Annotated in this window: 14 protein-coding genes; 12 read left to right on the top strand and 2 right to left on the bottom strand. The window is 51.5% G+C overall.

Annotated elements, in window-relative coordinates:
- The first annotated feature begins 105 nt into the window (after window positions 1–105).
- From ACPAOP_RS14080 to ACPAOP_RS14030, 11 genes are all read left to right on the top strand, one after another.
- Window positions 106–1,323 carry a YbfB/YjiJ family MFS transporter gene (locus ACPAOP_RS14080; protein ID WP_423708439.1) on the top strand — a complete coding sequence of 406 codons (1,218 nt, stop codon included), beginning with the start codon at window positions 106–108 and terminating at the stop codon, window positions 1,321–1,323.
- 186 nt (window positions 1,324–1,509) lie between these two features.
- A complete protein-coding gene (locus tag ACPAOP_RS14075) occupies window positions 1,510–2,004 on the top strand; it encodes a GNAT family N-acetyltransferase (protein ID WP_423708438.1) in 495 nt (164 codons plus the stop codon).
- Between the two features lie 298 nt (window positions 2,005–2,302).
- Window positions 2,303–2,770 (top strand): hypothetical protein, encoded by a 468-nt coding sequence (locus ACPAOP_RS14070; protein WP_423708437.1) that lies wholly within the window; start codon window positions 2,303–2,305, stop codon window positions 2,768–2,770.
- 197 nt (window positions 2,771–2,967) lie between these two features.
- Window positions 2,968–3,216 (top strand): hypothetical protein, encoded by a 249-nt coding sequence (locus tag ACPAOP_RS14065; protein WP_423708436.1) that lies wholly within the window; start codon window positions 2,968–2,970, stop codon window positions 3,214–3,216.
- A 93-nt stretch (window positions 3,217–3,309) separates the two neighbouring features.
- Window positions 3,310–3,894: a transglutaminase-like domain-containing protein gene (locus ACPAOP_RS14060; RefSeq protein WP_423708435.1), complete on the top strand. Its 585-nt coding sequence runs from the start codon at window positions 3,310–3,312 to the stop codon at window positions 3,892–3,894.
- A gap of 582 nt (window positions 3,895–4,476) precedes the next feature.
- Window positions 4,477–5,271, top strand: a complete 795-nt coding sequence (locus tag ACPAOP_RS14055) for a hypothetical protein (protein WP_423708434.1) — start codon at window positions 4,477–4,479, stop codon at window positions 5,269–5,271.
- Window positions 5,272–5,377: 106 nt separating this feature from the next.
- A complete protein-coding gene (locus ACPAOP_RS14050) occupies window positions 5,378–5,797 on the top strand; it encodes an ankyrin repeat domain-containing protein (protein ID WP_423708433.1) in 420 nt (139 codons plus the stop codon).
- Between the two features lie 154 nt (window positions 5,798–5,951).
- On the top strand, window positions 5,952–6,596 hold the full coding sequence (gene maiA, locus ACPAOP_RS14045; protein WP_423710026.1) for a maleylacetoacetate isomerase: 645 nt from the start codon (window positions 5,952–5,954) through the stop codon (window positions 6,594–6,596).
- A gap of 104 nt (window positions 6,597–6,700) precedes the next feature.
- On the top strand, window positions 6,701–6,961 hold the full coding sequence (locus tag ACPAOP_RS14040; protein WP_423708432.1) for a ParD-like family protein: 261 nt from the start codon (window positions 6,701–6,703) through the stop codon (window positions 6,959–6,961).
- Window positions 6,958–7,755, top strand: coding sequence for a type I methionyl aminopeptidase (gene map / locus ACPAOP_RS14035; RefSeq protein WP_423680516.1), 798 nt, complete (start codon window positions 6,958–6,960; stop codon window positions 7,753–7,755). Before ACPAOP_RS14040 ends, map begins: the two co-directional genes overlap by 4 nt.
- A 455-nt stretch (window positions 7,756–8,210) precedes the next feature.
- Complete coding sequence (locus ACPAOP_RS14030) at window positions 8,211–9,755, top strand: DUF5666 domain-containing protein (protein ID WP_423708431.1); 1,545 nt, start codon at window positions 8,211–8,213, stop codon at window positions 9,753–9,755.
- Between the two features lie 87 nt (window positions 9,756–9,842).
- On the opposite strand, the gene ybaL is transcribed toward ACPAOP_RS14030, so the two are convergent.
- Entirely contained in the window at window positions 9,843–11,564 is a 1,722-nt protein-coding gene (ybaL, locus tag ACPAOP_RS14025; RefSeq protein WP_423680519.1) for a YbaL family putative K(+) efflux transporter, read from the bottom strand.
- A 419-nt stretch (window positions 11,565–11,983) separates the two neighbouring features.
- Between ybaL and ACPAOP_RS14020 the strand changes: the two genes are divergently transcribed.
- Window positions 11,984–13,495, top strand: a complete 1,512-nt coding sequence (locus ACPAOP_RS14020) for a methyl-accepting chemotaxis protein (protein WP_423708430.1) — start codon at window positions 11,984–11,986, stop codon at window positions 13,493–13,495.
- A gap of 67 nt (window positions 13,496–13,562) precedes the next feature.
- On the opposite strand, the gene ACPAOP_RS14015 is transcribed toward ACPAOP_RS14020, so the two are convergent.
- Window positions 13,563–14,528 carry a cation diffusion facilitator family transporter gene (locus tag ACPAOP_RS14015; RefSeq protein WP_423708429.1) on the bottom strand — a complete coding sequence of 322 codons (966 nt, stop codon included), beginning with the start codon at window positions 14,526–14,528 and terminating at the stop codon, window positions 13,563–13,565.
- Window positions 14,529–14,568 lie beyond the last annotated feature (40 nt).

Genomic DNA, 14,568 nt, shown 5'->3' with positions numbered 1-14,568 from the left:
TTTTCTAAGGCGATCAGGCAGCCGTGACTTGATGTTTGGGTGTTCAAGAAGCAGATTTCAAATAATTCATTTGTCAGAAATGCGGAATTCCATTTTAATCAGCGCATGAATACTTCCGCATTGTTTCCTGTTCAGCATCCAAAACACCTTGCAGTGATCATTGCTATCGCCGCCATGCTGTCTTTAGCACTGGCGATGGGTATCGGTCGCTTTGCATTCACGCCCCTGTTTCCCTTGATGCTGCGGGATGGTATGTTGCGCAGCGATGCCGGTGCGTGGCTTGCCGCCAGTAATTATCTGGGCTATCTGATCGGCGCGCTGTGCGCCAGCCAGGTGCGCTTGCCGCCCGCCAAATTGTTGGCGCTCAGCCTGATTTGTATCGTGATCGTCACCGCAGCGATAGGTCTTACCTCGTCTGAGTGGATCTGGCTGATCTTGCGTTTTCTGGCTGGTCTGTGCAGTGCATGGGCTTTGATTGCGACCAGCGCGTGGGGTCTGGGCTGGATGGCGAATCTGGCCAGGCCCAGCCTGGCGGGTCTTATCTATGCAGGCGTTGGGCTGGGTATCGTCGCGGCGGGTATTTTTTGTTTGTGGGCGGCAGCAACAATGCCCGCCCGTATGATGTGGATAGTCTTAGCTTGTCTGGCGGTGTTGCTTGCCCTATTGCCACTGATCGTCAGCTTTTATTTTCCTTTACCGCCAGTTGCAAACAGCGTCGCTGCACCTGTGAATCCCGCGCAAGCGTCAACATCAACTTCAGCATCCGGTGTGATGGGGCTGATTATCTGCTACGGCATGTTTGGTTTCGGCTACATTTTGCCGGCGACGTATCTGCCCGCACAGGCAAGACAATTACTGGATGACCCGCAGGTATTCGGCTGGGCATGGCCCGTATTTGGTATGGCGGCTGCCGCATCGACCCTGATCGTTGCAGGCGTGCTTGGCAAATGCAATCGCCTGCATGTGTGGGCAACGTCCCATGCGCTGATGGCAGTCGGCGTGATCTTGCCCTGCCTTTGGCTTTCCATGACCAGCATCGTGTTGGCCGCCTTGTTCGTCGGCGGCAATTTCATGGTCATCACCATGCTGGGAATGCAGGAAGCCCGCGCCCGCGCCACCGCCAACCCGACCGCCGTTCTGGCACGTATGACCGCCAGCTTTGCGTTTGGTCAATTGCTCGGCCCCGTCGTCGTGGCCTTGATGAATACATTTGCCGCCGATCACGCAAGCGCACTCCGCTACGCATTGCAACTCGCAACCGCCTGCCTGGTGGCAAGCGCCATTTACTTATGGCGCAGAGCTGAATCGGCACAACGTCTTTGACGGTAATACGGTTCGATAACACTGGAAAATTGCTCGACCCCGCAAAATTCCTGACGACTTGCAGGTAAAAGTTAGAATGAAAGCGAATAAACTGCGAACGACATTCGCGCGCCACTTATTCGCATTTACTGATGCAGATGGTGCTGCGCATCGCATCTCTGAAGACATCACCGCAACGAGAAAAAAATGGTCATTTTAAGAAAACCAGAATTCAGTGATATTGCTGAAGTCAAAAAATTATACGAACAAAGCACTTCTTTTCATCAGCCGTGGACTTATGCGCCGCGTGATTACGAAGCCTATATCAGCCAGGAGAACCGGTATTTTGTTTGCTCAGCGACGAACGGCAATATTCTCGGCACCTTCCATATCTCCGGCATCGTGCGTGGCTATTTTCAATCGGCGTATTTAGGCTACGAAGTTTTTTACCCTTATCAGGGGAAGGGCTACATGCGTAAGGGCATGACACTGCTCCTGAAAGAAGCGTTCGAAGAATTACATCTGCATCGGCTCGAAGCCAACATACAACCCGAAAATCTGGCATCCATCCGCCTCGTGTCAAACGCCGGTTTTGTGAAAGAAGGATTTTCTAAAAACTATTTGAGAATCGGCGGGCTGGAGTGGAAAGACCATGAACGCTGGGCGATCATCAACGCCATGTGGACAGAGCAACATGCCTGATAGGCCGGGTTCACACAAATCACACCTGTTGCCAGGCGCACTCAGAGCGTACCAATCTGCTCAATTTTAGCCTGTGGAAGGGCTAAATATACTGGGGGGTGTATATTTAAAGCCCCTTGTTTTATGCTGAGAATAAGGTGTTTTTGGCACATACTCCCCTCATTTTATAAAAATGAGGATTTTTAAGCGGTAATTTTTGGTTGTTGCAGTTTGTTTTAATGGTATGTTAAAAATTGTCTTTTTTAACACTTCGAATTAAGCTGCATTTCTGTCAAATTAAATTACGCAAGGCAACATCATGTACCTATGGAATACACGCTCCCTTGTCGAAGACCTCAAACGTGGCCCATTGCCGGAGCTGGAGCAACTCAAGTATTTTCTTTTCTCATCGGCTCTTGCTGCGATGAGTGCCGCTATGCCTTCCGATGCAACGCAACCGACCTTCCTTCCAGCATGGGCTGCCGTCGTGACTGAGGTTTCGTTTGTGATGCTTGGTATCATTTGGTGCTTCCGATCCAACGCTGCTGGTGATAACAGAGACTTTGTCGCACGTTTCCTTGCGCTACATGTGCCCATTGGCTTACGGTTCTTTGCGCTCATTTTTGTCGTCGGTGTTCCTTTGGTGGCAATCGTGGGCTCGACCTATCTTCTTGATCTCAACGAGAAGGCGGGCGCAGTCGGCGTGGTCGCAACCGGAGCACTTTTTTCGTTCATATTCTATTGGCGAGTTAATGTACGAATCAGGGAGATATCCCATGTTGGCTAAGCGTTCCTGTCAGGCCGCATCTCTGAGTACAAAAAGCTAAGCCATATTGCTGGCATCAGGAATAAGCCAGCAACCGGCTATCCAGCATCTGAGGTTGAAGCGATCACGATGCCGTGTATGTTTTCTCATTTGTGCGAGATCAGTGCCGCCGCCCGGATGCTACACTTCAGTACGCAACACACTTACAAGGAGGCGCCATGTCCGTCGAAAAGAAATACTGGTTTCCCGCAAAGCGTTACGGCTGGGGCTGGGGTATTCCCAACGTGTGGCAAGGCTGGCTGGTGTTGCTCGTGTTTCTTTTGCTGGTCGTCGCTGGTGCTGTCGTTTTGCTGCCAGCGCAGGGGCAATTGATATTTAATCTCTACCTCGGAATCATCTGCGCCGCGCTGATCGCAGTTTGTCTGCTCAAAGGTGAGCCGCCGCGCTGGCGCTGGGGTGAACGTTAACACTTTCGTGCAGTATTTGTGCCGTCAGGCGGACATCTTCAGCGATGCATACCAACAAGGCGGCATGGTTCTCATTTATCATCAGAATTTTTCATGAAGCAATTTTTAAGCGCAAGCGAATACATCGATTTTGACCATCCCGCCGTCCGGCAAAAAGCGCAGGAACTCGCGGCATCCGCTGACGCGACCAACACGCACGAGTTGACACGCCACATCTTTCATTTTGTGCGTGACCAGATCAAACACAGCTCCGATTACAAGCTCAACCCCGTGACTTGCAAAGCGTCAGACGTGCTGCTGCACGGCACCGGTTACTGCTACGCCAAAAGCCACCTGCTCGCTGCGCTGCTGCGCGCGAACGGCATTCCGACCGGGCTGTGCTACCAACGCTTATCCGTCACCGGCGACGGCGCGCCGTATTGCCTGCACGGCCTCAACGCCGTTTATCTGCCGGAACATGGCTGGTACCGGATCGATGCGCGCGGCAACAAACCCGGCGTGGCAGCAGAGTTTCATCCGCCGCAGGAAGCGCTCGCATTTCCCGTCATCGCACCGCATGAACGCGATCTGCCCGAAGTCTGGAGCGAGCCTTTACCCGTCATCGTCACCGCGCTGAGCAGCTACGATACTTACGATCAGGTGCTGGCAAATCTGCCCGATGTTCAGCTATACGCCTGACCCGCCGCAAAGCGCATGACGCAGATGGCGTCAGCTGCGCCAACCGCGTCGTTTGCCGCAAATTTTGCCTGTAAAAGGGCTAAATATACTGGGGGGAGTATTTTTAAATGCCCTTGTTTTATGCTGAGAATAAGGTGTTTTTGGCACATACTCCCCAATTTTTTCCAAAATGATCGTTTCAAAGCGGCGATGTACGTGCTGTTGTCAGCGCAGCAGGAGATGCAAATCCGCAGCGCCATCCCAACCCTCGCTCCCACCATTCAAGCCGTTCTTATTTACGGTAGTTGACGCAGACCAGAACAAAGCAAACCAATCCAGCCTCAACGCAGCTACTTTTTTTCAGTGGCGAGGACATCATACTGGCACGGCAATCTATGCCGGACTTCATCGAGGAATTGAGGGGGCACGGTCATGGCAGGTTCCTGTTGTTATACTGATTATTTAATCAGTATAACGAAAAGAAACTATACCAGATAAGGACTTGCGAGGCATTGGAACTTGTTGCTTATTTTTCATCCATCTGATATTTTGCCAATTTGCACTTTAAAGCAAGTTAGGCTCCTTCTATCTTAGGCAGTGTCCATGGCATTCACAGAACCTATACGGAAAGCAGTCGTTGATTACGTGGAACGCGACCTTCCCAGCGAAGAATTTTATGAACGCTATTTCTGGTTTATCTCTGACGCAGACCTTCGGGAGCGACTGGAGGAAGAGTTTCGATCGGCGCGGTACATCTATAAATTACTAGAGGGGCTGACAGCAACGGATTGGCTACTGACCGCGCAGGTCAAGATTCAAATCCTGCTCTATGCATCAATTTATGAGGCAGTGCTTCATCACGTACTTATGCAGGAATATATAGCGTCACCCGAAGTAGTCACCCTGACGTCTTATGAACACAGAAAGCCTATAAACATTTCAGGCGACATCCGGACGAAAATCCAGAACGCCTACAAGCCCACCGGGTCTATTTCGGTTTACGAGATAGCGACACGGCCCATTGATGAGCGAAAAATCGTCTTCGAAGACAAAGCCGAAACCGCCAGACTGCTTGGGCTGATTGATCAGAGCATCAAAGACGTTGTGTGCAATGTTTATAGCTATCGCAACGCCATTCACCTTCACGCGGAACTACGTCGCGGCATTGCATATGAAATCGAAGTCGCAAAAGAGGCCTATTGGCGCCTACAAGGCTTTTGCCAACAGATTTCCGAGAAGCTGATAGCTGACGGTAAAGTGAGTGCTCAACCGGCACCACCTCCAAAGTCGCCAAAATCAAACGTTAACAGTAAAGCAAAGGCTGATGATCAAATGCCATCCGGGATAACACAGCCAAATTCTTGGTTGAAGCGCCTTATTGGCTGGATTTTTTCCTGAATCTCATGATCGACTCAAACACAGCCTTTCCGTGCCGCAGCCTAACTGGTCGGTCAAGCGGACGCCAACATGGGCCATGCCTTCGGCATTTTCATGGTCAGTGTTGGTGCCCTCCGCGTTTCGCGCTCCGGCGCCGGTTAACCTGGGCGTTATGTGGCTAGGTAATATTCCCTCAGAAACCGATGTTGATAACCGGTTGCACCAAGCAGCCGAGCTTGGAGACCTTGCCGCAGCCAAGGCTCTCTTATCGCAAGCTTGTGCGATCACTGTGATAGATATTTGCGGGCGAACGCCATTGCATTTTGCTGCGGCGAATAATCAACTTGAGATGGTTGAGTATCTGGTCAGCGCAGGTGCTGATGTCAATGGGCAAGCGAGTGGTGATGGTTGGCAAGATCATGCGCCATTGGGACATGCCGTAGAGACGTGTTCCACCGATCGATCCAACTCTTGCATTCCTCAACATCATTCCTCTGATCTGCTACGTAGCGCACTGGCACCGTCAATACCATTGGTGAGGCTGTAACCGATGGCGGCACAGAATCTATGCAAATTCAAAGCAAGATAAGCGAACGCCATCGTTGAAACTTCAATAGAATACAGTGGCTGTATTTTCTGGTTATGCGAGTACAGGTTGCGCTGATAACCGACTGATCAATCATCACACTGAAATTTCTTCCATGAAGCTGTATACCTATTTCCGCAGCTCGGCTGCTTATCGTGTCCGCATTGCGCTGAATCTGAAACAACTGCCGTATGAGGCCGTGGCTGTGCATTTGCTGCGCGATGGTGGTCAGCAGAAACAGGCAGATTACAAACAGAAAAGCCCCTTAGGCATCGTCCCTGCGCTGGAGACTGAGCACGCGGTGTTCACGCAGTCGCTGGCGATCATCGAATGGCTGGATGAAACTTATCCACAGGTCGCTTTGTTGCCGGACGATGCCGACGGACGCGCCCGCGTCAGGGCGATTGCACAGACGATCGCCTGTGATATTCATCCTCTGAATAATTTGCGGGTACTCGCTTATCTGACAAAAAATATCGGCATCACTGAAGAGCGGAAAAATGACTGGTACCGGCATTGGGTCAATGAAGGGCTGGCAGCGGTTGAGCAATTGCTGGCCAACGACCCGCGTACCGGCATTTTCTGCCATGGCGATACGCCGGGACTGGCGGATTGCTGCCTGATCCCGCAGGTATTCAATGCCCGCCGTTTTCAATGTCCGCTGGACGACTTACCCGTGATCAGCCGCATCGTTGCTGCCTGTGAATCACTGCCAGCATTTCAGATGGCTTCACCGGCGCAGCAATTTGATGCGGAATAGTTGGCAGGTCCTCGCTCAGGGCTAGAGAAGGCGCTGGCTGACAACGCTGGCAGCGCTTTATGATAATATATGAATTGTTTATGTTTCATATATAAGAAAAAGCCATGGGCATCGTAAAAATTTCCGAACAAATGCATGAGAATCTGCGTGTTGCCAGCAACGCGCTCTCCCGTTCTATCAACGCGCAGGCTGAACACTGGATGCGGATCGGCATGCTGGCCGAAATCTACCCAGATCTGGATCACCGCGATATCTGTCAGTTGCTGATTCGTGCCGAACAGGCAGGGGGCTTCGACCTGGCAACCTTGTCGTCTGTCCGTACAGCCGGGCCGGGTACAGGCACCGCGGTCGGAGGTGTGCAATGAGAGGCGCTAAAATCAAAATTAACACGCCGGAAGAAATCGCCATGTCACGCGCTGCTGGCAAACTGGCGGCAGCGGTACTCGATATGATCACACCGCATGTCAAACCCGGTGTCAGTACCGAAGACCTGGATAAGCTCTGCCACGATTACATCGTCAATGAGTTGCAGGCGATTCCGGCCAATATCGGTTATCACGGTTTCCCGAAAACGATTTGTGCTTCGGTGAATCATGTGGTTTGTCATGGCATACCATCGCCGTCAAAAATTCTGAAAAAAGGCGACATCGTTAACATCGACGTGGCTGTAATTAAAGACGGCTGGTTCGGTGATACCAGCCGTATGTATTTTGCCGGAGAGCCGAGCCAGCAGGCGCGCCGTCTGGTGAATACAACCTATGAGGCCTTACGGGCGGGGATCATGCAGGTGCGACCGGGGGCGACACTGGGCGATGTCGGCCATGCGATACAAAGCATTGCGCATCGCGATGGTTTCAGCGTGGTGCGTGAATACTGCGGCCATGGCATCGGCAAAATTTATCATGATGAACCGCAGGTGCTGCATTACGGCAAACGCGGCGAAGGTCTGCGCCTCGAAGAAGGCATGATTTTCACGATAGAACCGATGATCAATGCCGGTAAGCGCGGCGTCAAAGAATTGGCAGATGGCTGGACTGTGGTGACCCAGGATCATTCCTTGTCGGCACAGTGGGAACACATGGTAGCGGTAACGGCTAACGGTTTTGAAGTGCTGACACCATGGCCAGACGGCACCGGTACTTATCCAGCGATAGGCTGATTGCTTTTACTGCAAAGTCCCTGTGCACAGAAGGTGCACGGGGATCAATCAATCACTCATTGATTCTCTTCCCACTGATGCGCTATCCGGTGCAATCAGTGGATTGCTGTCAAACAGCACTATGATCCGGTCAGCAAACCGTTTCGTCCTTCGTGTCTGTCACCATTCTCCATGCCATACCGGGCCAGAATAGACAGAAACATCCTCTTTCCATGGATTCAGACATATTCCCCCAGACCTCCGGTTTGTTCAGGAGAATCAAGCCGTATTGCCTGCACGCCGTCTGAACTGCAAAATTTTTGTCATTCACACACAGAGCCGTTTGCAGCTAAATTGGTACAACTTAATTTCGCCTTAAGTTTTCCTGCACATACTCTGACCCGCAGTCTGATCAGGGCTCTTCCGATCTGCTGTATCCGTCACCATCGTCAACGTCAGCTCAAAGGACAATAGTTATGATCAGATCTTCCGCCTTCATCAGCCAATGGCAATCCAGAATTCAACTCATCACGTCCGGTGTCGGTGCACTGCTGGTACTGACCGCTTGCGGTGGTGGCGGCAGCGGCACATCGGTATCGGCGCCGCCTCAGGTGATTGTCACTCCTTCTGCTGGAGTGACAACCTATGCCGGCCCCGTCGCCGGACTGGGTTCAATTATTGTCAATGGTGTCCGCTTTGAAACCGTTGGTGCATTTGTGCATGACGGTGATGACCCTTATGGTTCGGCCAGGTATCAATCTATGATAGGTCTTGGTACGACGGTCGCAGTGGCCGGCAGTGTCGATGAAAAAAATGCTGCGGGCAGTGCTACTGACATTCGTATTGTCGGTGGTTTGCGTGGAAAAATTACCGCGATTGATCTGCAGCTCGGTACTTTACGTGTCAACGGTCAGCTGGTGAAGATTACGAATACGACGGTGTTCGACGGTAATACAACGACACTCACCGGTTTAGCAGTAAATAACCTTGTTGAAGTGTACGGCTTACCTCAGTCCGATGGCAGTTTTGTGGCGACGAGAATTGAATCCTACCGCGATCTGTATGGTGCTGTCAGTGCCGTGGCATTGCGTGGAATCGTGTCATCGATCAGCCTGACTGATGGCAGCTTTACTTTCGCCAATGGCGTCAGCGTATCGTACAGTGGTGATAAAGTTGTGCCAAAAGGCGCGCAGATTCGTGTCGGCGCTGATGTCCGGGTTCTGTCTGATTCCGTTCCTGACAATGGGAAGCTGGTGGCAACGAAAGTACTGGTATTGAACGCAGCTGAGCTGACTTTCGGCAGTTCCACATTTGCCAGCGGCAGTATCGTCAAAATAAAAGGCATCGTTGATTCTGTCAGCGGCACCAGCATGGTTGTCTCCGGCACTAAAGTTGATCTCGGTAACTTAACCGCACCTGCGATTGGCGCAGTGGTTGAGGTCAAGGGCAGTTTGTCGGCCGCAGGCACTATCGTTGCCAGCCAGATTGAACTCGAGGGGAATGGCCGTAGTGTTGACGTGCTGGGAGTCAATGGTCAGGTTGTTTACACTGGCAACTATAAGCAGGAACTGTACGGCGTCGTCGGAAATTATGTCTCACTTTCCAGCTTTACTGTGCAAGGCGTGCAGGTGGATGCGAGTAAAGCCCGTTTTGAATACGGCGTCAGCAGTCTGGCGAACAATAGTTATGTCGAGATAAAAGGTAATCTGGTCAACGGCATACTGGTGGCGACGAAGGTGGAGCTGAAAGGGGCGACGACAGGTATTTCAACCGGAACCGGCAATAGCAGTGATTTGTCGAGTGGCAATCGTAACTTTGAAATCTATGCAACTCTGAACTGTACGAGTTATCCGTCGAATTGCACATTGAGCGGCAGCTCTGTATTAAATGCAAATTTGTCGGCAGCACGATGGGAAGATGGCGGCCAGTATGTGAATGGTATGTATGTCGAGGCAAAAGGTTATCTTGATACGAAAGGTGTGTTTCAGGTCATCAAGATTGAAGCTAAGAAAAAACGCTGAAGTAATACTGTTACATCGTCTGTTTTAAAACTGATTTCATAATGAAAGCAGATCGTCCGGAGATATAGCGGACGATCTGCTTTTTTTTTAATGAGAATGTACCTGCGTAGCGACCGGGGCCGGAGCAAAGCGGTCAAGAACATGACTGGTCATGCCCTTGGCCAGTTCTTCCTCACCAAAGAACACGGAACCGATGCCTTCGTTGTGCAACAGCACAGATTCTTCTTCGTTATGGGTACGCAGAATAATCTCGATCTCCGGATTGAGTGCGCGTGCTGTTTCTGCCATCTGACGAACGTTGATCGTATCCGGTGTCGCCACCACCAGCATGGCGGCATTTGCAATGTGCGCCTGAATCAGCACGGATGGATCACCTGCATTGCCAGATACCGCGGCACGGCCGTTTTTACGTAAATCCTCGACTACTTCACGATTCTGTTCTGCGACAACGTAAGGTATACCGCGTTCATCCAGCGCTTTGGCAATCCGTCTGCCAACCCGACCATAGCCGACCAGCACGACTTGTCCTTCCAGATATTTGCGCTCAGTAGTCATAGGCAGTTCAGCGTAAGGATCGAGATTGACTTCCAGACGGCGCGCGAGCGCTGAACGATCGAGTATCCAGCGGCGGAAAGGAGAGATCGCAGTAAACACAAACGAGTTGAGCGCGATAGAAATCAGTGCACCAGCCAGAATCAGATTGACACCTTCGGCCGGTAACAAACCGATCGATTTTCCAAGGCCAGCCAGAATGAAGGAGAATTCACCGATCTGGGCAAGACTGGCGGCGATCGTCAGTGCAGTATTGAGTGGATATTTGAAAAACAGCACCAGTGTTGCAGCAGGCAAAGAGTTGCCGAGCAGGATAATTGCAACCACGCCCAGTACATGCACAGGCTGATCAACCAGTACCGATGGGTCAAACAACATACCGACCGAGACAAAAAACAGGACGGAAAAAGCGTCACGCAAAGGCAGGGATTCTTCCGCTGCACGATGGCTGAATTCGGATTCGCGCATGACTGAACCCGCAAAAAAAGCACCGAGGGCGAAAGACACTTTAAACAATTCTGCCGCACCGTACGCAATACCAATTGCTGTTGCAATCACAGACAGGGTGAACAATTCACGTGAACCGGTGCGTGCAACCTGCCACAGCATCCAAGGAAGCAGGCGTCGTCCGACGACCAGCATCAGCGCTATAAAAGCACTGACCTGCAGCAGCGTCTGACCTATGGTTGACCATAAAGAATGGCTGCTCTCTACGGCAGCGGTCTGACTTCCGAGTATTCCTGCCAGTGCTGGCAGCAACACCAATACCATCACCGTGACCAGATCCTGCACTACCAGCCAGCCGACCGCGATTTTGCCATTCATGGTATCGAGCAGATTACGTGCCTCTAATGACTTCAGCAGTACAACGGTACTTGCACATGACAGTGACAAACCGAACACCAGCGCCGCACCAAACGACCACCCCCACCATGACGCCAACCCGATACCGAGCAAGGCAGCAGTACCCATCTGCAGCATCGCACCGGGCACGGCCAGACGTTTTACGGCAAGCAGGTCGGCGGGTGAGAAATGCAGACCTACGCCAAACATCAGCAGCATGATGCCGATTTCAGAGAGTTGTGAGGCGATATTGACATCGGCAACAAAGCCGGGCGATGCCGGGCCGATAATAATTCCAGCGATCAGATAACCGACTAAGGCGGGTACTTTTATCCTCTCAGCGATGAAGCCAAGAATGAGTGCGACGCCAAAAGCGGCCGCGACAGTGGTGATCAGAGATACGCCGTGATCCATTCAATCCCTTTCTTCAGACAGCCCGGTGAGCATGACTGACAATGTTACTGAGGTGATACCAGTGCGGGCACTGGCGGAGAAACTTTCCGGGTCTTCGCCGTGAATGGCAAGACGATACGCAGCATGTGCGCGGAAAGAGAGTGTATCGCAGTGCGTGTGGTTACCATTCGATTAAGCGCAATGGTGGTGCCTGCGGGTGAATTTATTTCTATGATACTTTGCTATGTCAATATCAGACAAGCAATAAGGCGGTCACTTATCAGATTCCACTCATCGCAACTTGTCGCCGCGTCTCACAGACAAATGAAAAACTTCGTTAAATAGGGTTAATTTATATTAAAAAATCTAATTTGACATCACCTGAAATTGCAACTGAGGCTAATCTTCGGGCTGAAAGCAGTCAACTCTCAGAGATTCTTATGGCCAATGCAAGCAAATACTACATAGACACCATTTTCGCGAGGGCGGACAAAGTTATTTTGGCCGTGTTGGGCGGAATGCAGATATTTTCATTTGCGCTCGCCGACTGGTATGGAACATGGATACTCTCTTTTCTGATCGGTCTGCCTGTACTATTGATTTCGATCGCTCTTGTCTATGCAAAACCGGGGCAGTTGCTGACCCGTCTGTTCAATGGATGCGCAGTGATGATTTATTGCGCTTTGCATATCCATCAATCAATGGGGATGACAGAAATTCACTTTGGTATTTTTGCATTCCTGGCGTTTTTGGTGATTTATGGTGACTGGCGCGTGATATTGGCGTCCGCAGTCGTGGTGGCAGCGCATCATTTCAGTTTTAATTATCTGCAGGAATTAGGCGTCGGTGTTTTCTGCTTTACCAAACCAAGCTGGCTGATTCTGCTCACGCATGCTGCTTATGTGGTGGTGGAGGCCGCGGTTTTGTCCTATATCTCGCTGATGATCTATAAAGGGCGATTACAGGAAGGTGAGTTGATGGACTATACGAAGGCGCTGAATGGAGAACAGGGCAGGGTCAACTTACGTGATCACAATACACATCCGGCCAGCGAATCCGGCATTGTGTTGCAGCAAGTGATTACGACTTTGCATGACGCTGTGCGTAACGTCAAAGAAGGGGTCGATTCTATCGTGGTCGCTTCATCTGAAATCGCCACCGGCAATTCTGACCTTTCCCGCCGTACTGAAGCGCAGGCAAGTTCCTTGCAGGAAGCTGCCAGTTCCATGACTCAGCTGACGCACTCCGTGAAGATGAATGCGGATAATGCTTACCATGCAAATGAGCTGGTCATTACCGCCTCTGATATTGCGAGTAAGGGGAACGACATGGTAGGGCAGGTTGTCACGACCATGGGTTCAATCAAAGACAGCTCCAGAAAAATCGTCGATATCATCAGCGTTATTGACGGTATCGCATTCCAGACCAATATCCTCGCTCTGAATGCAGCGGTGGAAGCCGCGCGTGCCGGCGAACAGGGGCGGGGTTTTGCCGTTGTTGCCAGCGAGGTTCGTAATCTTGCTCAGCGCAGTGCGGGTGCTGCCAAAGAGATCAAGGCGCTGATTGATGATTCGGTGGATAAAGTCGAACAGGGCAGCCAGCTTGTTGATAAAGCCGGTCAGACCATGGAAGACATTATGCTCAGTGTGAAGAAAGTAGCCGACATCATGCACGAAATCGCGCAGGCGAGTCAGGAACAGCGCGGTGGAATTGAACAGATCAGCCTGGCCGTCAGCGATATGGATGAGATGACGCAGCAGAATGCGGCATTAGTTGAGGAAGCGGCGGCAGCAGCTGAAAGTATGCGTGAACAGGCTGAGAAGCTGGAGGGCGTGGTTCGTTTGTTTGTGATCGCTGAAGGCAACACGAATAATTTCCATCAGCAGCAGAGTCAGTACGCGCAAACGAAAATACAAAGAACACCAGCCACGCCGGTTGCCCGACTCAGATAATCGCTGAACCTGACGTGAGCTGTGGTTGATTCCGAAAACGCCGGATCATCTGTTCGTCTTTTTCCCGTCAGACCGTTGTCGTTGATTCGGCGTGATCTCTGTCGGGACGCTTCCATGGGTCGATGTGTGTCATCAGGTTGAGTACCCGGTGTCGCATCATCACGCGTTGCCGGGCTTCGACGGCGATGTCGTGTCCTGCTTCCACTGTGATTGTCGCATCGACTTCAATATGCGCATCAACCACGATCATGTCACCCATTTTACGGGTATGCACATCGTGGACGTCGATCACACCCGGGGTCTCCAGCAGCGTCTGGCGTATTGCCTGTACTTCCTGATCATCGGCGGCGCGGTCCATCAGATCGTGCAGCGCTTCCCAGCCGAATTCCCAGCCCATTTTTGTCACCATAAAGCCGACGATCAGCGCAGCAATCGGGTCAAGAATAGGGTAGCCAGCCAGATTGCCGATAATACCCACTGCGACCACTAATGAAGAAGCCGCGTCTGAGCGTGCGTGCCAGGCATTCGCAACGAGCATGCTGGATTTGACTTTCTGCGCAATCGCCAGCATGTAGCGGAACAGGAGTTCTTTGGAAATGAGCGCACTGCATGCAACCCACAAAGCGATGCTGTGGACCTGAGGGACGCTTTCCGGAGATTCCAGCTTTCTGAATGCTGACCACAACATGCCTATGCCAACCGCTAACAACAGCAGGCCAAGAATCAGCGAGGCTGCTGTCTCGAAGCGTTGATGTCCGTAAGGGTGATCCTCGTCCGCATCTTTTTTACTGTGATGGCTGGCAAACAGAACGACGAAATCGGCGACCAGATCGGACAACGAATGTATACCGTCGGCGATCAGTGCCTGTGATTTACCGAATATCCCGACGCCGATCTGCAGCGTGGTCAGGGCGAGATTAACGACAACGCTGGTCCAGGTGCTGCGTCCGGCTGCTGCATTCCGCTCCGCGACAGTCTGATAATCATCTTCTGTGTCGTCATGCTTGTCATCGTGCATATCGTTGTGCATCATAATAAATGTAGTCTGAAATTTGTCGGGATTGCCGGCATCA

The sequence above is a fragment of the Undibacterium sp. WLX3042 genome (assembly GCF_049544825.1).
In the GTDB taxonomy this organism is placed as follows: Bacteria; Pseudomonadota; Gammaproteobacteria; order Burkholderiales; family Burkholderiaceae_D; genus Undibacterium.
The sequence above is the reverse complement of the archived record's forward strand: the minus strand, read 5'-3'. Positions and strand labels throughout refer to the sequence as shown.

What these genes read in the sequence shown, in the direction of transcription:
- ACPAOP_RS14080 (WP_423708439.1), top strand. Translation starts at nt 106, where the DNA reads ATGAATACTTCCGCATTGTTTCCTGTTCAGCATCCAAAACACCTTGCA.
- ACPAOP_RS14075 (WP_423708438.1), top strand. Translation starts at nt 1,510, where the DNA reads ATGGTCATTTTAAGAAAACCAGAATTCAGTGATATTGCTGAAGTCAAA.
- ACPAOP_RS14070 (WP_423708437.1), top strand. Translation starts at nt 2,303, where the DNA reads ATGTACCTATGGAATACACGCTCCCTTGTCGAAGACCTCAAACGTGGC.
- ACPAOP_RS14065 (WP_423708436.1), top strand. Translation starts at nt 2,968, where the DNA reads ATGTCCGTCGAAAAGAAATACTGGTTTCCCGCAAAGCGTTACGGCTGG.
- ACPAOP_RS14060 (WP_423708435.1), top strand. Translation starts at nt 3,310, where the DNA reads ATGAAGCAATTTTTAAGCGCAAGCGAATACATCGATTTTGACCATCCC.
- ACPAOP_RS14055 (WP_423708434.1), top strand. Translation starts at nt 4,477, where the DNA reads ATGGCATTCACAGAACCTATACGGAAAGCAGTCGTTGATTACGTGGAA.
- maiA (WP_423710026.1), top strand. Translation starts at nt 5,952, where the DNA reads ATGAAGCTGTATACCTATTTCCGCAGCTCGGCTGCTTATCGTGTCCGC.
- ACPAOP_RS14040 (WP_423708432.1), top strand. Translation starts at nt 6,701, where the DNA reads ATGGGCATCGTAAAAATTTCCGAACAAATGCATGAGAATCTGCGTGTT.
- map (WP_423680516.1), top strand. Translation starts at nt 6,958, where the DNA reads ATGAGAGGCGCTAAAATCAAAATTAACACGCCGGAAGAAATCGCCATG.
- ACPAOP_RS14030 (WP_423708431.1), top strand. Translation starts at nt 8,211, where the DNA reads ATGATCAGATCTTCCGCCTTCATCAGCCAATGGCAATCCAGAATTCAA.
- ybaL (WP_423680519.1), bottom strand. Translation starts at nt 11,564, where the DNA reads ATGGATCACGGCGTATCTCTGATCACCACTGTCGCGGCCGCTTTTGGC.
- ACPAOP_RS14020 (WP_423708430.1), top strand. Translation starts at nt 11,984, where the DNA reads ATGGCCAATGCAAGCAAATACTACATAGACACCATTTTCGCGAGGGCG.
- ACPAOP_RS14015 (WP_423708429.1), bottom strand. Translation starts at nt 14,528, where the DNA reads ATGATGCACAACGATATGCACGATGACAAGCATGACGACACAGAAGAT.